We start from the raw sequence: 23,215 nt of genomic DNA, 5'->3' as shown, positions 1-23,215 counted from the left end.
CCCACGCCGAGGCTCCCTGCCCGTGCTGACCGGCCGGTTACCCGGCGCTGACCGGACCCGTCAGCGATCGGTCACCGGCTGGTCAGGCGCCCGGCAGAGACTTCGTGGCGACCGTGTGCGTGGAACGTCCACAGTGGAACGGAGTTTCTCCTTGAACCAGAAGCAGAACGACATCGGAGCCGCGGTCCGCCAGGTGCTCGGCGACTCGCTCGCCTACCTGTACCCGGCCGCGATGCGCACCGCCGTCACCCTCGGCATCGCCGACCAGCTGGCCGACGGCCCGAAGACGGCGGACGAGCTGGCCGCGAAGTCCGGGGCGAGCGCGGACCACCTGCGCCGCACCCTGCGCTTCCTGGCGACGCGGGGCATGTTCCACGAGGAGGAGGACGGCACGTTCGGGCTCACGGTGTCCGCCGGGCTGCTGAAGTCGGACTCGCCGCTGCCGATGGCGTCCATCGTCAACCTGCTGACCGACGAGCTGTACTGGCTGCCCGCGGGCAAGCTCGACGACACGGTCCGCAACGGCACCACGGCGTTCCCGGACATCTTCGGCGCGCCGCTGTTCGACTACCTGGCCGAGCGCCCGGAGCGCGGCGAGGTGTTCCACACCGCGCTGGACGAGCTGTCGGCCACCGAGCACGGCGGCATCGTCACGACCTACCCGTTCCCGGAGTCCTGCACGGTCGCCGACATCGGCGGCGGCAAGGGCGGTCTGCTGCGTGAGGTGCTGACCAAGAACCCGACGGTGAACGGCATCCTGTTCGACCACGAGTCCGTCGTGGCCGACCACGGGCTCGACACGCCGGACCTGAAGGGCCGCTGGGAGATCGAGGCGGGAAGCTTCTTCGAGAAGGTGCCGACGGCCGACGTCTACCTGCTCAAGCGGATCCTCCACGACTGGAACGACGCCGACTGCGTGCGCATCCTGCGTTCCTGCCGCGACTCCATGGCCGAGGGCGGCAAGGTCGTCGTGGTCGACACCGTGGTGCCCTCGGGCAACGACCCGCACCCGAGCAAGCTCTCCGACCTCGCCATGATGATCGTCTTCGACGGCAAGGAGCGCTCCGAGGCCGAACTGGAGGCACTGTTCGCCGAGGCCGACCTCAAGCTCGCCAGGGTCATCCCGACCTCGGGTTCCGTGTCGATCGTCGAGGCGATCGCGGCCTGAGATGACCACAAACGCGCCAACCTCGACATCGAGCGCAGGCCGAGCGCTCCCCGACCGCACCTCAGGGGAACGTGACGCAACCCAGCCACAAGTACGTGACCGAACAGAGGCATCCATCGCCAACGCGACCAACACAGTGAATTCGGGGGAGGCGGAACAGGCGCGGATCGCGATGCCCTTGCATCGCGAGATCGCCGTCGAGGTCGCGCCGGTGCTCGGCGAGCTGCGGGAGAACCGGCCGGTGTGCCCGATCACGCTGGTGACGGGCGCGCCTGCGATGCTGGTCACGAGGCACGAGGACATCAAGACCATCCTCAGCGACCGCCGGTTCAGCCGTGCGGCGGTGTGCAAGGAGGACGCGCCCAAGACCACGCTCGTGCCGCCGAACCCCGACACGCTCGTGAACATGGACCCGCCCCGGCACGGCAGCATCCGCCGGATCGCGGCCCAGGCGTTCACCCCCAAGCGGCTCGAACGGCTGATGCCCAGGATCGGCGAGATCGCCGCCGACCTGGTCGACGCCATGGTCGCGGCAGGCAAACCCGTCGACCTCAACGAGATGTTCTCCCGGCCGCTGCCGCTGCGGGTCATCTGCGACATGCTCGGCGTCCCGTTCGCCGACTGGGCGCTGTTCCACGAGTGGACCGAGGTCATCCTCAACGTCCACGCGTCGCCACAGGACATCGGCGCCGCGTACGTCGCGATGCGGGCCTACTTCGTCAACCTGATCACCACCAAGCGCGACGACCCGGGCGACGACTTCCTCTCCGAGCTGGGCACGGCGTCCGCCGAGGGCGGCCCGCTCACCGAGCAGGAGGCCATCGCCGTCGCGACGTTCGTGTTCGTGGCGGGCCACGAGACGAGCGCGACGCTGCTGACCGCGGGGGTGCTCAGCCTGCTGCGCCACCCCGACCAGCTCAAGGAGCTGCTCGCCGACCCGGAGCTGTGGGTCGGCGCGGCGGACGAGATCAACCGGGTCGGTATCCCCGGCCTGTCGCCGTTCCCGAGGATCGCGCTGACCGACCTCACCCTCCAGGACGTGGAGATCCCGGCGGGCACGGCGGTGGTCGCCAACTACGAGGCCGGCCTGCGTGACCCGAGGGTGTACCCGGAGCCGGAGAAGTTCGACATCCACCGGCGCCACCCGAACCCGCTGTGGTTCGGCCACGGCCCGCACTTCTGCCTCGGTGCGCCGGTCGCGCGTGCCGAGCTGTACCTCGGGCTGCGCGAGCTGTTCGAGCGGCTGCCGACACTCGCGCTCGACATGCCGATCGACGACCTGAAGTGGCGCAACACGGCCACGCTCGGCGGCTTCGAGCAGTTCCCCGTCACCTGGTGAGAACCGTTACCACGAAAGGCTTTCCGTGAGCACTGCGACTACCAGCCCCGCCGAGATCGGGGCGGCCGTCCGTCAGATCCTCGGCGACGCGCTCGGCTACCTCCTCCCGGCGGCGCTGCGGGTCGCGGCGAGCGCCAGGATCGCCGAGCACCTGTCCGACGGGCCGCTGACCCCCGAGCAGCTGGCCGAGCGGTCCGGCACGCACGCCGACCACCTGCGCCGCGTGCTGCGCTTCCTCGCCACCCGGGACGTGTTCCGGGAGGACGAGGAGGGCCGGTTCCACCTCACCACCGCCGCCAGCGTGCTGAAGGCGGACTTCCCGGTGTCGATGCGCAACATCGTCCTGCTGTTCACCGACGACATGTACTGGAAGCCCGCCGGGCGGCTCGACGAGTCCGTACTGCGCGGGAACTCGGTGTTCGACAAGGTGTTCGACGGCCAGATCTTCGAGCACCTGCCCAGCGACGCCGACGCCACCCGCCTGTTCGTCGACGCGATGGCCGACATGTCGGTGCTGGAGCACGACGGGATGGCCGAGAGCTACGAGTTCCCGGAGTCCGGCACGGTGGTCGACGTGGCAGGCGGCCTCGGCGGCATGCTGCGTGCGGTGCTGACCCGCAACCCGGGCCTGCGTGGCGTGCTGGTGGACCGCGCGGAAGTGCTGGCGCGCCACCGGCTCGAGGACGAGACCACCACGGGCCGCTGGGAGACCGCCGAGGCGGACTTCTTCAAGGAGCTGCCCGCCGGCGGCGACATCTACCTCCTGAAGCGGATCATCCACGACAAGTCCGACGAGGACGCGGTGCGCATCCTCACGACCGTGCGCGAGGCGATGTCGGCGTCCTCGAAGCTGCTGATCTTCGACCTCGTGGCACCCCCGGGTGGCATCCAGGGGCCGAGCATCATGTCGGACGTGCTGATGATGGCCGTGTTCGAGGGCAAGGAACGCACCGAGGCCGAGCTGACCGAGCTGCTGTCGAAGGCGGGTCTGAAGCTGTCGCGGATCCTGCCGACACCGTCGAACATGTCGGTCACCGAAGCCGTCCTCGCCGACTGAGAATCGGTATCCTCGTACGACTTCACTGGGGAACACCGAGGGGGAACCGCGATGAACGCGCTGCCGGAACACGGCCTTGTCGAGACGATGTTCGTGCACTTCGACGACCTCGACTCGATGGGCATGGTGCACAACACCCGGTACGCGGTGCTCGTCGAGCGTGCCCTGTCGGTCTTCTGGGACCGGCAGGGCTACGGCTACCACGACGGGAAGCTCGGGCACCCGGACGCGTCGGTCGGCGTGGCCGAGTTCTCGATCACCTACCGGACCCCCGTCCGCGGCACCGGCGACATCGTGATCCACATCGTGGTGGAGCGCGTCGGCGAGAGCAGCGTGGTCTACGGGTTCCGGGTGCTCGACACCTCCGGTGCCACCGTGCACGCGGAGGGCAGGCGGGTGCACATCCACCTGGATCCGAAGACCTTCCGGCCCGCGCCGTGGGCCGAGGAGACCCGCGCGATCTACAAGACACTGCAGGCGCCGGAGTAACGCACGGCGTGCCGTCGGGTCCGCGAGCGCGGGCCCTGGTTCGCCGTGCCCGCCTTTCGGCGTGCCTGGCTGGAGGTGGACCGTTGACCGAAGTCCAGATGCCGCTACGCCCGGTGGGTGGGCGCCGGCCGCTCGTCGTCGGGATCGGCGGCACAGGAAGACCGGGTTCGACGACCGAGCGGGCGCTGGAGCTGGCCCTGGCGTCGGCGGAAGGCGACGGGGCGGAGGTCCACCTGCTCGGCGGCGCGTTCCTGTCGGCGCTGCCGCTGTACCTGCCGCAACACGTCCACCGCGACGGCAACGCGCGTGAGTTGCTGTCGCTCGTGGCGAGGGCGGACGGCGTGGTCGTCGCGAGCCCGAGCTATCACGGCGGGGTCTCCGCGCTGGTCAAGAACGCGCTGGACTACCTGGAGGACCTGCGGGAGGACTGCAGGCCCTACCTGGACGGGCGTGCCGTCGGGTGTGTGGTGACCTCGGCGGGCTGGCAGGCCGGGGGTGCGACGCTCGCGGCGCTGCGGTCGATCGTGCACGCGTTGCGTGGCTGGCCGACGCCGCTCGGCGTCACGCTCAACACGACGGAACGGCCGCTGGACGGCGACCGTCCGGTGGCGCAGCTGCACCTGGTGGGCAGGCAGGTGGTCCAGTTCGCGGCGGCCTTCAGCAGCCCGGTCGGTGTCGCCACGTGACCGCGATGCCCGTCCCACCACTGGATTCCACCGCCGCCAGGATCGCCGAGTTCCACCGGCGGCGCGACGCGGCACGGCAACCGGGTTCGCCCCGTGCGGCGAAGCGCCAGCACGTGCTCGGCAAGATGACCGCGCGGGAGCGTGTGGAGCTGCTGCTCGACGACGGGTCGTTCGTGGAGACCGACCCGCTGGCGCGGCACCGCTCGACGAACTTCGGCATCGACGCGAAGCGCCCACCCGGCGACGGCGTGCTCACGGGTTTCGGCACGGTCGACGGGCGGCAGGTGTGCGTCTACGCGCAGGACGTGACCTCGCACACCGGCAGCGTCGGCGAGGTGTTCGGCAAGAAGGTCGGCAAGCTGCTGGACATGGCCATGGCGATCGGGTGCCCGGTCGTCGGCATCAGCGACTCCAGCGGGGCGCGGGTGCAGGAGGGCGTGCTGGCGCTGTCGGCGTACGGGCAGGTGGCGCGCCGGGTCGTGACCGCGTCCGGGGTGATCCCGCAGATCTCGATGATCATGGGCATGTGCGCGGGCGGTGCGGTGTACACGCCTGCGGCGACCGACCTGATCGTGATGGTGGACCGCACGTCGCACATGTTCGTCACCGGCCCCGACGTGATCCGCTCGGTGACGGGCGAGTCGGTCGGCCTGGAGGAGCTGGGCGGCGCGACCGTCCACACGGAACGGACCGGCAACGCGCACTACCGTGCCGCCGACGAGAAGGACGCGATCGCCTACGTGCAGGACGTGCTGTCGTTCCTGCCGAGCAACAACCTGGACGAGGCGCCCCGCTTCCCGGCGACGGCCGACCTGGAGCTGTCCACCTCGGACAGGGAGCTGGACACGCTGGTCCCGGACGCACCCGAGCGCGGCTACGACATCCGCGACGTGGTCGAACGCATCGTGGACGACGGCCACCTGCTGGAGATCCACCAGGACTTCGCCCGCAACATCCTGTGCGGGTTCGCGAGGATCGAGGGCGCGTCCGTTGGCGTGGTGGCGAACCAGCCGCTTCACCTGGCGGGCGCGCTGGACATCGACGCGGCGGAGAAGGCCGCGCGGTTCGTGCGTTTCTGCGACGCTTTCAACGTCCCGATCCTGACGCTGGTGGACGTGCCGGGATTCCTGCCGGGTTCGGTACAGGAACACGCGGGCATCATCCGGCGCGGCGCGAAACTGGGGTTCGCGTACATCGAGTCCACGGTCCCGAAGATCACGGTAATCACGAGAAAGGCATTCGGCGGCGGTTACGCGGTAATGGGCTCGAAAGAACTCGGCGCGGACATCTGTTTCGCGTGGCCGACCGCGGAGATCGGCGTGATGGGCGCGCGCGGCGGCGTGGACCTGCTGTTCCGCAGGGAGCTGACCACGGCCGAGGACCCGGTCGCGGCCCGCCGCGAACTGACCGAGAGCTACCAGGAAACCCTGACGAGCCCGTACGTCGCGGCCGAGTACGGCTGCGTCGACGACATCATCGCCCCGTCCGAGACCCGGGTCGCGGTGACCAGGGCACTGCGGGCACTGCGCACCAAACGCGTGGTGTCGCCCCCGAGGAAGCACAGCAACATCCCACTGTGACTTAACCCGAACGTGTGATCTACTCTCGCCGCCACCTCCGATAGGCTGCTTGTGCAATATCGGGGGGATTTAGACGCGGGGGAAGCAGTCATCGTGACAAGATCACGCGTGATCGGGTTGACGGCGATCACGATCGTTCTGATCGCATGCACAATGCTCGGTTCGGTACTCGTCAACGTGGAATGGCCGGACGGCCCGTTGACATGGCTGCGGGTCGCGCTCGGCGCGGTCCTGTTGACCTTCTCCCTGCTGTGCACCGAACTGCTGATCCGCGTCGTTCGCGACTCCCGCCGTCCGTCGCGGGACGGGCGCACGCAGAAGACCCTCGAGCTGCTCGACCGGTTCATCGCGGCGATGGCCCGGCCGAGACGCGTCGCCGCGGTCCTCGTCCTCGCGGTGGTGTGGCTCGTGGTCGCGTACCTCGCCCCGCCGGTGTTCTCCACGCCAAGGGCCGTACCGGAGTTCGAACCGGGCGAGCTGGTCATGATGAGCGCCATCGACGAGAGCCCGAGCGATCCCCGGCAGGTGCTGATCAGGCAGTGGAACTACGAGCACCCGAGGAACCGGGTCACGGTCAGGCCCGTGTCCGGTGAGCCGGACGTACAGCACGGCGACATGGTCGACGCCGCGAACGGCGACGAGCAGATCGACGTCTACCTGCTGGACGTCGTGTGGATGACCGAGTTCATCGAAAACGGCTACATCCGGCCACTTGACGAGACCGGCCTGAAGACCGACGATTTCATCGACAACGTGCTCGACCTGAGCAAGGACGGCTATCGCGGCCGCGAGGGCCTGTGGGCGCTCCCGCTGAACACCGACGCAGGCCTGATATTCTACCGCGACGACCTGACCTCGGCACCGATCAGCTGGGACGACGTCCTCGGCGGGTCGGCGAGGACGGCCCTGGCGGCCGCCCGGCAAGAACCCGGCGCCTCCCCCGGTCTGGTGGCCGCGAACGCCGCTCAGCTGGAGAACGAGGAAGTGCTCACGGTGACCGCGCTCGAGGCGATGTGGGCGGCGGGTGGCGAGGTCGTGAACACCGACGGCCAGCCGGTGTTCAACCACCGCGAGATCGCGTTCGACGACAACGCCCGGCTTGGCCTGGAGAAACTGGCGACCGCCTACCACGACCGGTCCATCACCCACTCCGAGTCGGGAGAAATGGACGAGGGCAAGGCCGCCAACGCCTTCAAGGACGGGCAGACGTTGTACATGCGCAACTGGCCGGTGATGTACGACAACCTCACGTCCGCCACCGACAAGGGGACCGTCTCGTTCGGAGTGGCGAGGCTCCCTGGCCACAGTGTGCTCGGCGGCCAGAACCTGTCCATCTCCAGCCGAACGAAGAACGCGCCCGCCGCACAGGCGTTCATCGAGTTCCTCACCAGCCCCGCGAGCGAACTGCTTCTCTTCGAGGCAGGCGGGTTCGCCCCGACCCGCAACTCGGCCTACGACGACTCGACGCGCCCGTACAAGGACATGCTGAGAGGCGCCGTGGTCGACGCGCGCCCCCGCCCGTTTCTCCCGAACTACACCGAGTTCAGCAAGGAGCTACGCAAGGGCCTGATCCGAGCACTCAACAACGGCGGGGTTCTCGAGGAGGACTTCCCGAAGGAGTTGGCCAAGAAGGCGCGATAACACTCGACCCGCGCGGCTACCGGGTGCCGGCGACGACCACGGCCGTGCACGGGGCGAGCGTGTCGTCCGTGAGACCCTCCCGCCCGGAGGTGAGCAGCACGCGACCCCGGTACGGCACCCTTACCGGGTGGTCGGCGAAGTTGGCCAGCACCGTGAAGTCCCCTCGGCGGTACGCGAGCACCTCCCGCGGCCCGTCAAGCAGGGTCAGGTCGCCGCTGACCAGGTCCGGGTGGGTGCGGCGGAGCGCGATGAGGCGGCGGTAGAGCCACAGGATGCTCGGCTCGTCCGCCCGCAGTGTCTCCGCGTTACGGGTCGACGCGTGCGGCGGCCACGGCGGCCACGGGTCGGGTGACGCCCAACCGTGCCCCGCCGCCGCGGTCCACGGGATCGGCGCACGTGAGCCGTCGCGGCCCAGCGGGTCCCTGCGGCGCTCCGGCGGGACCACGGCGTCACCCAGGCCCAGCTCCTCGCCCGCGTACACGAACGGCATGCCCCGCAACGTCAACAGCACCGCCGCGGCCACCCGGGCCCGGTCCTCGCGGTCGACGTGGCGCGTGCGATGCCTCGGCTGGTCGTGGCTCGACAGCACCCACGCAGGCGCCCGGCTCGGCCCGTACGCCGCCTCCGCCTCCGCGATACGGGTCCGCCACGACCGCGCCTCCCACAGCGCCTCCATCAACGCGAAGTCGAACACCCCGCGCAGCTGTCGGTCGTCCACATAGGACGCCACAGCGGCGTGGGGCGCGAGTGACCGGGGAGTCGCAGTGGAGCGGCGGGGCGTACCTGGACGGCGGGGTGGGTGCCGAGGCGCGGTGGTCCGTGCCAGCGTCCGACCAGCCGCGGTTGGTCATGCCCGTGGTGAACCGGATTCCGGGTGCGGGCAGGACGTCGTGGTCGTCCAACCGTCCACTGGGGACAGTGGACGCCGGACGGGCGGGCCCCCAGGGCGGCTCACCGGCACCGGGCGCGCTGCTCCCGGTCATCCTGGCCGACACCCTGCGGCCCGGCGCGACCACGCTCACGGCACGGTTCACGGCCGGTGAGTCCTCTGTGGACGCACTGCTGCTGCGGCCGGAGGTGAGCCAGGTCGTGTTCGACCACACGGCGTTGCCGCAGAGCGCCGCGCCGGGACCACGCACGAGAACGATCACGATGACCGGCGCCCACCGGGTGACGGTGCTGAGCTACGACGGCCGCGGCCGCCTGCTGAACACGTCGACCCGCGGTGGGCCGACGGTGACGGCGACGGTCGCGGCAGGCGGGTTCACGGTACTCCGCACATAGCCGCGCCCACCCCAACGCACTGAAGGACGCCTTCATAACACCGGGCGTACTGAAGGACGCCTTCATAACACCGGGCGCACCGAAGGACGCCTTCAGTGCGCTGGGGTCGGCGCCCGGTCGGCACGAAGGCGCCACATGCGGCCGACGATCCGGCCCCGGTCGTCGGTGCGGAGGTGTTCCGGGGCATGGGTGACGCCCGTCCGGCGGAGGTTCTCGACACCCATCCGCTCGACGGCGTCCTGCGTCATCGACATGGTGTAGTCAGCAGGTTCGATCTCCCGGATCTCCCACCACCCGCCCAGGTGGTCACGCAGGTCGTCCTGGGTGACGCTCAGGGGCAACCGGAACCCCTCGTTGCCGACATCCGCGAAGCACAACAGATGCAGCGTGGCACCCGGCGCCGTCACCCGCCACAACGCCCCGGCATATGTAAGGCGCTGCTCGTCGCCGAGGCAGTGGTAGAGCGCACTGTCCAGCACGGTGTCGAACCGCTGCTCGACACCGTCGAAGGTGGTCACGTCGACCTGCGTGAACTCGACCTCGACGCCGGCACGGGCCGCCCGCTCCCGAGCCTTCCGCAGCGCGGTCTCGGCACCGTCGGCGCCCGTCACCCGCAGGCCCCGGCTCGCGAGGTAGATCGCGTTCTCCCCCAGCCCGCAGCCCGCGTCGAGCACGGCACCACGGAACGCCCCGGACTCGGCGAGCGCGACCACCTCGGGCTGCGGACCCGCGATGTCCCACGGCGCCACGTCGATCGGCACCTCCGCGCCGGGGACCAGTGAACGCCCCTGGTAGACGTCCTCGAAATCGACATCGAGCCGTTGATCCCGCGTCATCACACCCCCTCGACCCAAAAACTCAACCGGTGATGAATACGCTCCTACGGACGGCCACGCCTGTCAACTCGGCCCCTTCATCGCCGCGGACGAGTAGACGCTGCCGACACGCAGCCCGCCGAGCCACTTCGTCAGCCGGGCCGCCTCGTCGTCGAGGGCGCGGCGGGTTCGGGCGCCCACCCGCTCCAGCAACCGCACCTCCACGACACCCGCGGCGTCCTGGACCCAGCAACCCACGACCCGCCCGTCGGCCCACGCCGTGGTGCCCGCGTTGCCCCGCAGGTCGAACAGCGGCTCCCGGTGCGGGCCGAGGTAGAAGTCGCGACCCCGCCATCCCATGACCGTCGGGTCGAGCACCGGCAGCAGCGCCGCCCACGTCCCGGGCTCGGGCACCTCGACGAGGTCGTCGGGCAGGAGCCAGCCCGTGGCGCCGCCGTCGAGCGACACCTGCACGGCGCCGAGCGCGGCCAGCGCCGCCCTGACGACGGACTTCGTGGCGCCCAGCCACCAGACCAGGTCGTCCTCGGTGCCCGGGCCGAACGTGTACAGCCAGCGGCGCACCAGCTCGCGGTACCCGTCGGCGGCCGACCACGGCTCGGGCACGTCGGTGAGCCAGTGCCGCGTCAGGGTCCAGCGCGGCCGTGACGTGTACCAGCGCGCGGTGTTGGCGCCACGCATGATCTCGCCGGTGAGCCCCAGGTACACGAGCACGTTCGACGCCGTGAACGTCATGCCCGACGGCACGGCGGCGACGGTCGGCGCCGCCGCGCGCACGTCGCGGGCCGTGCGGCCCGCAGGCTCGTCGGCCAGCACGACGAGGACCTCAGCACAGGCCCGGTCGAGCCACCCTTCCCCGTCACGGGCGACGCCGGCTTTGACGACCTCCTTCGACATCCTCGCCCGCTCCTGGGTCGCGACCCGGGCGGACGCGCTCGGCCACACCGCCGGGAGCAGCCCGCGCGGGAACACGAACAGGGTGCGACGCATGGCCAGCTGCTTGACCACAGTCCGGTCGTCGTAGAGCGCCCGGTCGAGGTCGCCGACCTCGAGGTCGGCGACCCTGGCGTGGCAGGACAGGTAGACCGTCGCCGCCTCGGTGGCGTGCAGGACGGTCATCGCCGCGACCGCGTCCTCCGGCGTGGCGACCCGGGACGCCGGGGCCAGCGCGTGCCGGGCGGCGAGCCGGGCACGGCGTTCGTCATCGGTCACATGGCGCACGGGCTGATGCTGCCAGAGGGGTCAGACAGTCCGGTGTCCCTCCTCGGCCAGCCAGGCCGCGAACCGTGCCAGGTCGGCGTGGACGGACGTGGGCGGGTTGTCCGCCGCCCAACGGTCGAACAGCTCCGCGAACCGGTCGTCCAGCGCGTCGGCGAGGTCGGGGCGGAGCTGTTCGGCGACCCGGCGACGTTTGGCGCGCAGGGACGCCGCCTCGACCCGCACCCGGTGCGGGTCGAAACCGGGAGGCACCGGGCCGTCGGCGAGGAGGGCACGCACCAGCGCGGCCTGGCTCGCGGCCAGCTCGGCCCGGCCGTCCGGGGTCACCGCGACGCCACCACGGCGCGGATCGCGGCCAGCTCGGCGGCGAGTTCGGCGTCCGGCGGGTAGTCGTCGTCACGCTCGAGGAGGACACCCGGCGGGGTGACACGGCCGCACAGCTCCCCCAGCAGTTCCAGCACCTCCGGTCGGACCGCGTGTGCGTGGGTGTCGTGGTAGAGGCCGTCGTGCTCGACGCCGCCCGCGACGTGGGCGTAGGCGATGCGTTCCAGCGGCAGCTCGTCGAGGAACCGCGTGGGGGACGTGCCGAGGTTCACCGCGTTGGCGTGCAGGTTGGCCACGTCCACCAGCAGCAGGCAGTCGGTGCGCTCGACCAGCTCCGCGAGGAACCGGCCCTCGGACAGCTCCGCGTCCGGCCAGTCCAGCAGCGCGGCGACGTTCTCCAACGCCAGCGGCACCGGCAGCTCGCGTTGCGCGTCCCGCACGTTGGCCACCAGCACGTCCAGTGCCGCGCGGGTACGTGGCACCGGGAGCAGGTGCCCGGACTCCAGCCCACCGGCGCCGGTGAACGCGACGTGCTCGCTCACGAGCGGCGCCTCGACCGCCTCCGCGACCGCCGCGAGGTGCGCGACGCGTGCGGGGTCCAGCGGCTCCGCACCGCCCAGCGACAGCGAGACCGCGTGCACGACGACCGGAACCCCACGCGCACGCAGCACACGCAGCGACTCCGGCAGCGGGTCGAGCGGCACGTTCTCCGCCAGCACCTCGACGAAGTCCACGCCGGGGAGCCGTTCGACGGTCAGGTCGATCTCCGCGCGCCAGCCGATGCCGATGCCCAACCTGGACAGGCTCATCCGCCACCCCCGCCGCCACCGCAACCGGCCCCGCCGCCGCCACACCCGCCCGCGCCACCGAGCCCACCGCCGTAGAAACCCGAATGGCGTCCGTAGGCGCCGTCGAACGCGGTCGAGCCGTGCGGGTTGGCGGCAGGCGGCCTGGGGGCCGGCGGCGCGGGCTGGTAGGCGGGTCGCGGCGGCGGTGGCGGGTAGCGCGTGGCCTGCAGTGCCGATGCGACCTCGGCATCGGGATACCAGGCCAACCCGTGCAGCGCCACCAGGTCCGCCGGGCCGGCGCTCTCGCGCACGGCGGCCCGCAGCCGTTCGCCGTGCACCGTCACGTACGGCATCTGACGCAGGTACGGCAGCCCGACCACCGCGGCGCCGACCACGATCTCCAGCAGCAGGAACCCGACCGGGTAGTCCGCGAACAGCCCCATGACGAACGCCACCACGCCGATCCCCAGCAACACGAACGGGGCGACCAGTCCACGCCTGAGCGCACGGTCCGAGTCGGCGTAGTGCACCCGCAGGCGCTTGCGCCGAAGCATGTCGTCCAGTCCGGTCATCGACGGGAGCCGCACGGTCCGCTCCACCACCTGGTGGACCGGACGTGGTCGCCTGCCGATCGCGTCCAGCACCACCTGGTCGAGCGGGTTCGACACCTCCTTCGTCGTGGCGCTGACGTTGCCCTTCCTGCTGACCCGCACCGCGCCGCTCCCGACCAGCCTGACGAGCGCGACCTCGACCACCCGGTCCGCGCCGTGGTCGAGGTAGGCGAGCAGCGCCGGGCGGTCGACCGCCGAGGTGTCGGTGACGCGTGGCGCCCACAGCCGGTGGCGCAGGAGTTCCGCGTAGGCGACCGACGCCAGGATCGCGATGCCGTACAGCAGCAGGAACATGGGCACGGGCAAGCCGAACGGTCCGTTCATGTCCGTCTCCCCCCAGTCGACGCCTCTCCCCCGAGGATAGGCACGTCGGCGGGCGGTTGTCGCGGACCGTTGGCGGCATCAGGCCATGCGGCCGCCCCGAGCAACCGGTTTCTCAATCGACCACTGCGTTCGTCAGCCTAGGGATTGACCTTCGCGGGCCGGTACGTTTCACTGACGGGAAACCGGTTACCGAGAGGCGGAGAAGCACAATGGCCGTGCTCAACGCGCCGGCGACGGCCGGGGTCGCGCCGGGGCGGCGGCGACCTCGGCGGGAGCGGTGGACGCCCTACCTGCTGATCGCCCCCGCCGGCATCCTGGTCGCGGTGTTCCTGGTCTACCCGATCGGCAGCGTCGTCTACTACAGCCTCTACGACTACAACGTCACCAAGCCGTGGGGCAACGGGTTCGTCGGGCTCGACAACTACGTCACGATGGCCGAGGACTCACTGTTCTGGCAGTCGCTCGTCTTCACGGCCCAGTGGGTGTTCGTCGAGGTCGGGCTGCAGCTCGTCTTCGGGCTGGCCCTGGCGCTGGTGATCAACGAGACGTTTGTCGGGCGGGCCGTCGGGCGGGCGCTGGTCTTCGCGCCGTGGGCGGTCAGCGGGGTGCTCACCACCACGATCTGGCTGCTCATCTACAACCCCACCACCGGGTTCGGCCGCTACCTCGCCGACGCGGGCATCGGCTCCTACGGGACGAGCCCGCTCGCCGAGGCCGGGTCCGCGTTCTGGGCGGCGGTGATCGCCGAGCTGTGGCGTGGCATCCCGTTCTTCGCCATCCTCATCCTCGCCGACCTGCAGTCGATCTCGCGCGACCAGTACGAGTCGGCCGAGGTCGACGGCGCGGGCCGCCTGCGCCGGTTCTGGTCGATCACGCTGCCGCACCTGCGCACCGCCATCGCGATCTCGACCCTGCTGCGGGTGGTGTGGGAGTTCAACAACGTCGACCTGCTCTACACGCTGACCGGCGGCGGCCCCGGCAACGCGACGGTGACGCTGCCGCTGTACGTCGCGCGCCTTGCCGTGGACGCCAAGGAGTTCGGCTACGGCTCGGCGCTGACCATGGCGACCTTCGTGCTACTGGCGTTGTTCTCCCTCACCTACCTCTGGCTCGTGCGCATGGGGAAGGACCAGAACACATGAGCCTCACCATGACCACCTCGGCTCCCCCGGTCCCGCCGGCGGCGAGGCCACGGTCCCGCCGCAACACCGACCCGAGGCGCACCCCGCGCTGGGCCATCTACGTGCCGCTCGCACTGTTCCTGCTGTTCACGCTGGTGCCGTTCTACTGGATCCTGCTGTTCGCGTTCCGCGAGGCCGGGTCGACGGCACTGTTCCCGTGGCCGATGACACTCGAGCACTTCTCGACGGTCTGGAACGGCGCGGGCTTCTCCGTGTTCTTCAAGAACTCCGTGATCATCGCGGTGCTGACGGTGTTCCTGAGCACCACGATCGCGTTGTTCGGCGGCTACGCGCTCGCCCGGTTCTCGTTCCGGGGCAAGGGCGTGTTCATGATGCTGATGCTGTGCACGCAGTTCATCCCCGGCGCGATGATGCTGATCCCGCTGTTCGACATCTTCCGCGCGACGTTCCTGATCAACACGCTGTGGAGCATCGTCGTCGCGGACGTCGTGTTCCACCTGCCGCTGTCGCTGATGCTGATGGCCGGGTTCGTCAGGAATATCCCGATCGAGCTGGAGGAGGCCGCGTGGATCGACGGCTGCGGCCGGTTCCGCGGGTTCCTGGCGACCGTGCTCCCGTTGCTGCGCCCGGGAATCGTGGCCATCAGCTCGTTCGCGTTCATCTCGGCGTGGAACAACTTCCTGTTCGCCCTGATGTTCCTGAACTCGCAGGACCAGTTCACGGTGCCGGTCGGGCTGAGCTACATGCTCGGTGAGTACAGTGTGGACTTCGGCGCGCTCGCCGCGGGCGGGGTCGTGGCCGTGGTGCCGGTCGTGCTCGTGTTCGCCTATGTACAGCGCTACCTGGTGCAGGGACTCTCGGCCGGGGCGGTGAAGGGCTGACCGCACGGCCGTCCGCGATCGGCGGCTACGAGGACTGGCCCGCGGCGTGGCGAACGGGTGAGCGCCTCGACGGCGAACTGGCCGGGCGACTCGGCGTACTGGCGCCGACGAGCCCCACGCCGGAACCGGGACGTGCGTGGCGGTCCGAGGGGCTGGAGACGACGGAACTGCGCTGGCGGACGGCTTTCGGGCCGCCGACCCGGGCGTGGCTGGTCGTCCCGTCACCGAGGCCGTCGAGGCTGCCCGGGATCCTGGCGCTGCACTGCCACGCGGGGGTCAAGAGCGTCGGCGCCGAGCGGCTGATCACCTCGTCGTCGCCGGTGGCGGAACGGCTGCGCCGTGGGCACTACGGCGGCTCGGCACTCGCGGAACGGCTTGCCCGGGCGGGTTTCGCGGTGCTCGCGCACGACGCGTTCTCGTGGGGTTCACGTCGTTTCGACCTGTCGACGCCGCCGTGGCGGTTGCGCGACACTCTCCGGGCGGCCGGCCAGGAAGCCGACTACGATGCCGCGGCGGCACTGCACGAGTCGACGGTCGCCAAGTACGCCGGGGTGATGGGCACGTCGTTCGCGGGTGCCGTCGCGCATGACGACCTCACCGCGCTCGAGGTTCTGGACGGTCTTCCGTATGTCGACGGTGTCGGGGTGGTCGGGTTCTCCGGTGGGGGTGGGCGGGCGGCCGTGCTGACGGCGCTGGACACGCGGATAATGGCCAGTGTCATCGCGTGCATGATGTCCACTGTGGACGAGCTGTTGCCCGCTTACCTCGACGCGCACTCGTGGCTGTTCGCGGCCCCGGGGCTGTGTGACGGCCGGGACTGGCCCGACGTCGCTTTCGCCAGGGGGGAGCACGACCAGCTCGTGCTGTATGCCGCCGAGGACGCGTTGTTCCCGGCCGAGGGCATGGCTCGCGCCGACGCCTTGCTGCGTGGGCGGTTCGCCGGAGCGGTCGGGAACTACGTGGGGGTCACCGTGGCCGGTCCCCACCGTTTTGACGGGCCCATGCAGGAGTTGGCGACCACGTTCCTCACCGCGTGCCGGCGATTGCACTGACGGACGCCTTCGTCGCCCCACGGCGGAGCCACAGTCGCCCCAGCGTGGATCCACCGTTCGGCCTGGATCCGCGACGGGCTGCCGGACCGCTTCGCGGGCGGGGCACTGCGCGCCCCGCCCGTCCACGACGCACTTTCCAACCGCCGAACGGTAAACCCCAGGTGGAAGGTCCACAGCGGACGCGAGCCAATCGTTACGAAGGCGCCCTTCAGTGCACAGGGGTGAGCCGAACGTTACGAAGGCGCCCTTCAGTGCGCTGGGCGTTACGAAGGCGCCCTTCAGTGCACAGGGACGAGCCGAACGTTACGAAGGCGCCCTTCAGTGCGCTGGGCGTTACGAAGGCGCCCTTCAGTGCACAGGGACGAGCCGAACGTTACGAAGGCGCCCTTCAGTGCGCTGGGCGTTACGAAGGCGCCCTTCAGTGCACAGGGACGAGCCGAACGTTACGAAGGCGCCCTTCAGTGCGCTGGGCGTTACGAAGGCGCCCTTCAGTGCACTGGGGCGAGCCGAACGTTATGAAGGCGTCCTTCAGTGCAACGGGTCGGCGCATCGGTGACGGCGCACCACCGCCTGCATCCCGGCAGACCACCGCTCCGGGCCGGGCGCGAAGCGCCCGGCCCGGGAAGAGTTGGTCGCACCACCGAAACGCCCAAGCCGGTTGTGGGATCCAGGTCCCAGCGTCACGGAGGCGCCCTTCAGCACAAACCAGCGGCACCGGCGCGGCTTACTTCCCGCCGTGTTCCTTGTACTCGGCCAACGCCTTCTCGAAGCGGTCGGCGTACTTCGACAGGAAGTCCTCCGGTGTCATCGTCTTCTGCAGCACCGCCTGGAAGTCCGGCTCCATCTCGGTCTTGAGGATCGAGCCCCAGTCGGGCAGGTAGGTCGGCAGCCGCACGAACTGCGTCTTCGGGTTGGCCGCCGTCTTGACGACCGCCTCCAGTGGCTGCGCCTGCGTGACCCACGGGTCCTTCTGCGCGTCGAGGTTGGCGGGCACCTGGCCGACCGTCTCGGCCCACTCGGAGTTGCCCGTGGTGCTCATGTACTCCACGAACTTCCAGGCCGCGGCCTTCTGCTTGCTGCCGGCCAGGATGCTCAGCCCGGAGATGGACGGGCTCGTCGACGTGATCACCCCGTCCTTGTTCGGGAACGGCGCCACGCCTTCGACGTTGTCCGCGCCGAGGGCCGTGACGTGGTCCTGGAACGAACCGAGGTTGTGGTGCATGGCCCACGCCGAGCCGCCGTCGAACGCCGCGACGATCTTGGGGTAGTCGTTCGAGATGTCGGCCGCCGCGCTTACCGTGCCGTACAGCCCCACGTAGCGTTTGAAGGCCTTGATGTTGGCCTTGTCGTCGAGGGTGGCCTTGCCGTCCTTGGTGAAGAACTCCCCGACGCCCGACTGGCCGTAGGTCATGGCGATCATCGGCGGCATCGAGCCGGGGCCGCCGCGGAACGCGAACCCGAACCGGTTCGCACCCGGGTCGGTGAGCTTCTCGGCGTCGGCGAAGAACTCGTCGTAGCTCTTCGGTGCCTTCAGGTTCGCCTGGGTGAGCCAGTCCTTGCGGTACCAGATGACGTCCGAGAGGGCGGTCAGCGGCGCCTTGTAGATCTTGCGGTCGGCCGAGTTGACCCGCTCGTTCTCGACCATGTCCTTGTCGATCTTGTCGGAGAGCTTGCCCTCCTTCAGCGCGTCGTCCAGTGGCACCAGCGCCTTCTGCGCGATGAGGCTCGCGATGTCGTTGCCGATCAGCAGAACGTCGGGGATCTCCCCGGTGGCCAGCGCGTTCTGCACCTTCTGCAGGTAGGAGGAGTTGGGCAGGCCGACGTAGTTGACCTTGATCTTCGGGTTTTCCTTTTGGAAGTCCGAGATCAGCCCCTGCCACTCCTCGGTGAGCCGGGGGTTGGCATTGGTGTCCCAGAACTCGACGGTGCCCTCGGCCTTGCCCCAGTCCGCCGTCGCGGCCTTCGGGGGAGCCTGGTCACCGCTGCCCGGGCCGGCGCAGCCGCCGATCACCAGTGCCGCCACGACTGCGGCCAGGCCGACCAGCCGCCCTCGCAGTCCCATGGTCACGCACCTCATCTCGTCTTTGAGTTGACTTGCTCGCCGGTTGGGAAACCGGTTTACCGTCGGCTACGGTAACAGCTGGGGAACCGGTTTCCTATAGGCGCAAAGGGCGCAAACCTCTGGCAGGAGGCTCGTCGATGGACTTCACGAACCCAGTGCTCAACGCCGACTGGCCGGACCCGGACGTCGTACGGGTGGGAGACGACTACTACATGGTCGTCTCCAGCTTCAACCGCGCGCCCGGCCTCCCGGTCCTGCACTCGCGCGACCTGGTCGGCTGGGAGGTCGTCGCGAGGGCACTGCCCGCGTTGCCACCCGAGGCGCACTACCGCCTGCCCCGGCACGGCTCCGGCGTCTGGGCGCCGAGCATCCGCCACCACGACGGGACCTTCCACATCACCTACCCCGACCCCGACCACGGCATCTTCGTGCTGAGCGCGGCGGACCCCAGGGGTCCGTGGTCGCCGCCCCGGTTGCTGCTCGCCGGCATCGGGCTCATCGACCCGTGCCCGTTCTGGGACGACGACGGCCGCGCCTACCTCGTGCACGGCTGGGCACACAGCCGCAGCGGCCTCGCGAACCGGCTCACGCTCGTCGAGGTCGACCCCGGGCTGACGGAACTCGTCGGCACCCCCCGCACGGTCATCGACGGCGACGAGCTGCCCGGCCACCACACCCTGGAAGGGCCCAAGATCCACCGGCGCGACGGCTGGTACTGGATCTTCGCCCCGTCCGGCGGGGTCACGACCGGCTGGCAGTCGGTGTTCCGCGCCCGTGACATCACCGGCCCGTACGAGGGCAGGGTCGTGCTCACGCAGGGCGGCACCGACGTCAACGGGCCGCACCAGGGCGCGTGGGTCGAGACGCCCGACGGCGAGCACTGGTTCCTGCACTTCCAGGACCGCGGCGTGTTCGGCCGCGTCGTGCACCTCCAGCCGATGACCTGGCGGCCGGACGGCTGGCCCGTCATCGGCGCCGCCGCACCGGACGCGACGAGCGGCGAGCCCGTGCGCACCCACCCCCGGCCCACGGGATCCGTGCTGCCGCAACGGGAACCGGAACGCGGCGACGACTTCACCACGACGACCCTCGCGCCGAGGTGGTACTGGCAGGCCAACCCCGACCCGGACTGGTGCCTGCTGCCCGGCGACGGCACGCTGCACCTGCGGGTGCTCCCGGACGACGTCGGCGACCTGCGGCTGCTGCCGCGGGTCCTCGGCCAGCAGCTGCCCGGGCGGCCGTCGACGTGGACGACGTCGCTGACGCTCGGTCCCGCGGAGCCCGGCACCAGGGCCGGTCTGGTCGTGCTCGGCGGGGAGTACGCCTGGGTCGGCCTCGAGGAGACCCCGGCAGGCCTGCACGTGGTCTGCCGCCGTTCCACCGGCGGCAGGCGGGAGGTCACGCTCGCCCAGGAGGTCCTGCCACCCGGCACGCGCACCGTGGCGGTCCGGGCACACTGCGACGCCGAGGGCGTGATCGCCTTCGCCTGGCGGGTGCACGGCGCGTGGCGGCCGGTCGACAGCGTGTTCCCGGCCAGGGCCGGGCACTGGATCGGCGCGGATGTCGGGCTGTTCGCGACCGCCCCGCTCGGGTTGCCGGACGGGAAGGACCACGTAGCGTTCGCCGGGGTGTCGGTCGAGCTGGTCAACTCGGAAGAGGTCGCGAAGTAATGGCACGGTCGTTCAAGGGTGCGAGCACCATCGAGGAGGTCGCCGCCGCGGCGGGGGTGTCCCGCGCGACGGTGTCGAGGGTGATGAACGGCAGGACCTCCGTCGCCCCGGAGATCGCCGAGCGCGTCCACGCCGCCGCCGACCGGCTCCAGTACCGGCCGAGCAACATCGCGCGCAGCCTGTCGCTCGGGCGCACCAACACGGTCGCACTCGTCGTCCCCGACCTCGGCAACCCGATGTTCCAGCAAGTGCTGCGCGGGGCCATGGCGGCCGCCGCGGAGAGCGGTTACCGGGTGCTCGTCGCGGAGACGGGCGAGATCCCGAACGAGGAGGCCGAGGCCGCGCTGGAGGCTCGGCTGCGTTGCGACGCCCTCATCCTCGCGAGCCCCCGCATGCCGGACGAGGAGCTGAACTCCCTCCTGGCCAGGGCGGCGCCGCTCATCGTGCTCAACCGGCCGGTCGAGGGCGCGCAGACGCTCTCGGTCGACTACGCCCACGGCATGGCGGCGATCGTCGACCACCTCGTCGGCCTCGGCCACCGCGACCTCGCCTACCTCGCGGGGCCGCCGGTCGCCGCGTCGAACCGGGCCCGCCTGTCCGGGCTGGAGGAGGCGCAGCGGCGCCACCCGTTCCTGCGCGTGCGGGTGATCCCCGCCGGGACCACGATCGAGGACGGCTACCGCGTCGCCGACGAGGTCCTGGAGAGCCGGTCCACCGGTGCGCTGGCGTTCAACGACCTCGTCGCGTTCGGGCTGCTGGCCAGGCTCAACGAGACGGGTGTCGCCGTGCCCGGCGACATCTCGGTCACCGGGTTCGACGGCATCGAGCTGTCCCGCTACGCGACCCCGTCGCTGACCACGGCGAGCGTCTCGCAGTTCGCGCTCGGCAGGCGTGCGTGGGAGCGGCTCGTGCTGGCCATCGAGGACGCCGACGCCGAGTCGCCGCCGGAGACGATCGCGCCCGAGCTGGTCGTGCGGGCCAGCAGCGGTCCGGTGCCGCCCGCGCGGCGCCTCGGGATGCCCGCGCCGGGGCCCGGCGGGGCGGAGCTGGAGCGGGCGGTCGGCGAGGCGCGGTGGCGGATCGACGCCGTCGGCGCCGTGCTCGAACACCAGGACCTGCCGCTCACGCGGTACTCCGACGGCACGGGCATGCCGCAGGTGCACAGCCCCCGGCCCTACCTGCACCCGATGCGGTCGCTGACCGGCCGCACGGTGACCGACCTCAGCCCGGTCGACCACCGCCACCACTACGGCCTCTCGCTCACGATCGCGGACGTCGACGGGACGTCCTACTGGGGTGGGCGCACGTTCCTGCCCGGCCAGGGCCCCACGCTGCTGCGCAACCACGGGCGGCAGATCAGCACCGGGGTGGAGCTGGACGAGGACGGGTCGCGCCTGCACGAGTCGCTCACCTGGGCCGACCAGCACGACCGCCAGCAGCTCGTCGAGCACCGCGAGCTGACCGGCGTGATCATCCCCGAGGCGCAGGCGTGGGCACTCGGCTGGCACAGCAGGCTGACCGCCCCGGCAGGCGCGACGATCTCCAGCCCGGCGCTGCGGGGCAGGCCCGGTGCCGGCTACGGCGGGATCTTCTGCCGGCTGGTGTCGGCCGAGTCGACCGAGGTGCTGACGGCGGACGCGTCGGCGGAGTCAGGCGCGCACGGGTCGCGCTCGTCGTGGCTCGCGTTCGGCGGCCGGTACGGCAGGGAGTGGACCTCGGTGGTCCTGGTGCAGGACGACCGCGCCGAGCCCAGGCCGTGGTTCGTCCGGGTCGCGGACTACGTCGGCGCGGGACCCGCGCTCGCGTGGGACACCCCGTGCGTGATCGGCGCCGGGGAGGACCTGGAGCTGGGCCTCGTGGCGCTGGTGGTCGACCGGCGGCTTACCACCCAGGACGCGGCGGACCTCGCCGAGCTGGCGCTGGCCCGGGTCGCGACGGCCCGGCGGGGTGTGCGGTGAAGCGGGTCGCGATCGTCGGCGCACGCGGTCACGGCGCGTCCTACTTCGACCGGCTGGACCGGCTCGCCTCGGCGGGGCTGGCCCGGCTCGTGGCCGTCGCGGACCCGCGTCCGCCGGGCCCGCTCGCCACCCGGTTGAACGGCGCGACCTGGCACGACAGCCTGGCGGAGCTCCTGGCCGACCCCGGTGCCAGACCGGAGGTCGTGGTGGTGGCCACGCCGACGCACACGCACAGCGAGCTTGCGGTGGCGGCCATGCGCGCGGGCTGCGACGTGCTGCTGGAGAAGCCGCCCACGCCGTCGCTGGCGGAGTTCGAACAGGTGCGGGCCGCCGCGGCCGAGACGGGCCGGCTGTGCCAGATCGGGTTCCAGACCTACGGTTCGGCGGCCGTCGAGGCGGTGCGGCGGATCGTCGCCGACGGCGAGATCGGCACGGTGACCGGGTTCGGGGCGGTCGGCACGTGGGTGCGCACGGCCGGGTACTGGGCGCGGTCGGCGTGGGCGGGCAGGCGGCGGATGGACGGCCGGGACGTCGTGGACGGTGTCGTGACCAACCCGCTTGCCCACGCCGTCGCGACGGCGCTGCTGGTCGCGGGGGCGGGTGTGGCCGAGGTCGAGACGGACCTGTACCGCGCCAACGACATCGAGGCCGACGACACGTCGTCCGGGGTGGTCACGCTCGAGGACGGGCGGCGGCTCGGGTTCGGGTTCACGCTGTGCGCGCCGAGCCGCTCCCCCGCGCTGGTCCTCGTCCACGGCAGCAAGGGCACGCTGCGGCTGGCCTACGAGTCGGACACCGTCGAGGTGGCGGGCCGGACGCTGCCCTTCGGTCGGGTCGACCTGCTGGAGGACCTGGTCACGGCCCGCGAGACCGGCAGGCGGCCGCGCTGTCCGGTCGAGGACACGGCGGGCTTCACGCACGTCGTGGAGGCGGTGCGCGCGGCGAAGGACCCGACGCCGATCGCCGGCGAGCACGTCAGCTGGGAGGGCGACGGCGACGACCGCCACCCGGTGGTGACCGACGTCGAGACCTGGTGCCTGCGGGCCGCGACCGAGGGCGCGACCTTCGCGACCCTCGGCGCCCCGTGGACACGCTGACCTGCACGCCA

The 23,215-nt window shown here is 70.9% G+C and carries 21 protein-coding genes; 14 read left to right on the top strand and 7 right to left on the bottom strand.

Going from position 1 to position 23,215, the window contains the following annotated elements; genetic code table 11:
* Nucleotides 1-151: 151 nt before the first annotated feature.
* The 7 genes from CLV71_RS02225 (at nt 152) to CLV71_RS02195 (ending at nt 7,960) form a co-directional block, all read left to right on the top strand.
* Nucleotides 152-1,168 (top strand): methyltransferase, encoded by a 1,017-nt coding sequence (locus CLV71_RS02225; RefSeq protein WP_208297345.1) that lies wholly within the window; start codon nt 152-154, stop codon nt 1,166-1,168.
* Nucleotides 1,169-1,340: 172 nt separating this feature from the next.
* Nucleotides 1,341-2,507: a cytochrome P450 gene (locus CLV71_RS02220; protein WP_133900830.1), complete on the top strand. Its 1,167-nt coding sequence runs from the start codon at nt 1,341-1,343 to the stop codon at nt 2,505-2,507.
* Nucleotides 2,508-2,532: 25 nt separating this feature from the next.
* Nucleotides 2,533-3,564, top strand: a complete 1,032-nt coding sequence (locus CLV71_RS02215; protein ID WP_133900829.1) for a methyltransferase — start codon at nt 2,533-2,535, stop codon at nt 3,562-3,564.
* 51 nt (nt 3,565-3,615) lie between these two features.
* On the top strand, nt 3,616-4,053 hold the full coding sequence (locus tag CLV71_RS02210; protein ID WP_133900828.1) for an acyl-CoA thioesterase: 438 nt from the start codon (nt 3,616-3,618) through the stop codon (nt 4,051-4,053).
* 83 nt (nt 4,054-4,136) lie between these two features.
* The gene (locus tag CLV71_RS02205; protein WP_341771413.1) at nt 4,137-4,739 is read left to right on the top strand and encodes an NADPH-dependent FMN reductase; all 603 of its coding nucleotides are present in this window, start codon (nt 4,137-4,139) and stop codon (nt 4,737-4,739) included.
* A gap of 5 nt (nt 4,740-4,744) precedes the next feature.
* Nucleotides 4,745-6,319, top strand: a complete 1,575-nt coding sequence (locus CLV71_RS02200; RefSeq protein WP_133901219.1) for an acyl-CoA carboxylase subunit beta — start codon at nt 4,745-4,747, stop codon at nt 6,317-6,319.
* Between the two features lie 93 nt (nt 6,320-6,412).
* A complete protein-coding gene (locus tag CLV71_RS02195; RefSeq protein WP_133900827.1) occupies nt 6,413-7,960 on the top strand; it encodes an extracellular solute-binding protein in 1,548 nt (515 codons plus the stop codon).
* Between the two features lie 16 nt (nt 7,961-7,976).
* On the opposite strand, the gene CLV71_RS02190 is transcribed toward CLV71_RS02195, so the two are convergent.
* Nucleotides 7,977-8,678 (bottom strand): alpha-amylase family glycosyl hydrolase, encoded by a 702-nt coding sequence (locus tag CLV71_RS02190; RefSeq protein WP_208297344.1) that lies wholly within the window; start codon nt 8,676-8,678, stop codon nt 7,977-7,979.
* A 29-nt stretch (nt 8,679-8,707) separates the two neighbouring features.
* Here CLV71_RS02190 and CLV71_RS02185 point away from each other — a divergent pair, with 29 nt between their 5' ends.
* Nucleotides 8,708-9,244 (top strand): hypothetical protein, encoded by a 537-nt coding sequence (locus CLV71_RS02185; protein WP_133900826.1) that lies wholly within the window; start codon nt 8,708-8,710, stop codon nt 9,242-9,244.
* 92 nt (nt 9,245-9,336) lie between these two features.
* Here the strand turns inward: CLV71_RS02185 and CLV71_RS02180 are convergent, their stop codons facing one another.
* From CLV71_RS02180 to CLV71_RS02160, 5 genes are all read right to left on the bottom strand, one after another.
* Nucleotides 9,337-10,080, bottom strand: coding sequence for a class I SAM-dependent methyltransferase (locus tag CLV71_RS02180; RefSeq protein WP_133900825.1), 744 nt, complete (start codon nt 10,078-10,080; stop codon nt 9,337-9,339).
* 63 nt (nt 10,081-10,143) lie between these two features.
* Complete coding sequence (locus CLV71_RS02175; protein ID WP_133900824.1) at nt 10,144-11,298, bottom strand: winged helix DNA-binding domain-containing protein; 1,155 nt, start codon at nt 11,296-11,298, stop codon at nt 10,144-10,146.
* Between the two features lie 21 nt (nt 11,299-11,319).
* On the bottom strand, nt 11,320-11,622 hold the full coding sequence (locus CLV71_RS02170) for an SCO6045 C-terminal-like domain-containing protein (RefSeq protein WP_133900823.1): 303 nt from the start codon (nt 11,620-11,622) through the stop codon (nt 11,320-11,322).
* Nucleotides 11,619-12,422, bottom strand: coding sequence for an MbnB/TglH/ChrH family RiPP precursor modification enzyme (locus CLV71_RS02165; protein WP_133901217.1), 804 nt, complete (start codon nt 12,420-12,422; stop codon nt 11,619-11,621). Before CLV71_RS02165 ends, CLV71_RS02170 begins: the two co-directional genes overlap by 4 nt.
* 2 nt (nt 12,423-12,424) lie before the next feature.
* Nucleotides 12,425-13,342, bottom strand: a complete 918-nt coding sequence (locus CLV71_RS02160; protein ID WP_133900822.1) for a TIGR04222 domain-containing membrane protein — start codon at nt 13,340-13,342, stop codon at nt 12,425-12,427.
* A gap of 209 nt (nt 13,343-13,551) precedes the next feature.
* On the opposite strand from CLV71_RS02160, the gene CLV71_RS02155 reads away from it, so the two are divergent.
* The 3 genes from CLV71_RS02155 to CLV71_RS02145 all read left to right on the top strand — a co-directional run bounded on the left by CLV71_RS02155 (nt 13,552) and on the right by CLV71_RS02145 (nt 16,417).
* Nucleotides 13,552-14,484, top strand: a complete 933-nt coding sequence (locus CLV71_RS02155) for a carbohydrate ABC transporter permease (RefSeq protein WP_133900821.1) — start codon at nt 13,552-13,554, stop codon at nt 14,482-14,484.
* The gene (locus CLV71_RS02150) at nt 14,481-15,365 is read left to right on the top strand and encodes a carbohydrate ABC transporter permease (RefSeq protein ID WP_133900820.1); all 885 of its coding nucleotides are present in this window, start codon (nt 14,481-14,483) and stop codon (nt 15,363-15,365) included. The genes CLV71_RS02155 and CLV71_RS02150 overlap by 4 nt, the downstream gene beginning before the upstream one ends.
* A gap of 320 nt (nt 15,366-15,685) precedes the next feature.
* Nucleotides 15,686-16,417 (top strand): hypothetical protein, encoded by a 732-nt coding sequence (locus tag CLV71_RS02145; protein WP_133900819.1) that lies wholly within the window; start codon nt 15,686-15,688, stop codon nt 16,415-16,417.
* A gap of 724 nt (nt 16,418-17,141) precedes the next feature.
* Here the strand turns inward: CLV71_RS02145 and CLV71_RS02140 are convergent.
* Nucleotides 17,142-18,479 (bottom strand): ABC transporter substrate-binding protein, encoded by a 1,338-nt coding sequence (locus tag CLV71_RS02140; protein WP_166663882.1) that lies wholly within the window; start codon nt 18,477-18,479, stop codon nt 17,142-17,144.
* 137 nt (nt 18,480-18,616) lie between these two features.
* Here CLV71_RS02140 and CLV71_RS02135 point away from each other — a divergent pair, with 137 nt between their 5' ends.
* Genes CLV71_RS02135 through CLV71_RS02125 form a run of 3 tightly spaced genes read left to right on the top strand, consistent with a single transcriptional unit; the run spans nt 18,617 to nt 23,204 of the window.
* Nucleotides 18,617-20,149 carry a glycoside hydrolase family 43 protein gene (locus CLV71_RS02135; protein WP_133900817.1) on the top strand — a complete coding sequence of 511 codons (1,533 nt, stop codon included), beginning with the start codon at nt 18,617-18,619 and terminating at the stop codon, nt 20,147-20,149.
* Nucleotides 20,149-22,107: a DUF6807 family protein gene (locus CLV71_RS02130; RefSeq protein ID WP_133900816.1), complete on the top strand. Its 1,959-nt coding sequence runs from the start codon at nt 20,149-20,151 to the stop codon at nt 22,105-22,107. Before CLV71_RS02135 ends, CLV71_RS02130 begins: the two co-directional genes overlap by 1 nt.
* The gene (locus CLV71_RS02125; protein ID WP_133900815.1) at nt 22,104-23,204 is read left to right on the top strand and encodes a Gfo/Idh/MocA family protein; all 1,101 of its coding nucleotides are present in this window, start codon (nt 22,104-22,106) and stop codon (nt 23,202-23,204) included. Before CLV71_RS02130 ends, CLV71_RS02125 begins: the two co-directional genes overlap by 4 nt.
* Nucleotides 23,205-23,215: the final 11 nt, after the last annotated feature.

The organism is Actinophytocola oryzae (assembly GCF_004364325.1).
Lineage (GTDB): Bacteria > Actinomycetota > Actinomycetes > Mycobacteriales > Pseudonocardiaceae > Actinophytocola > Actinophytocola oryzae.
This window is presented reverse-complemented; position numbering and strand designations above follow the sequence as displayed.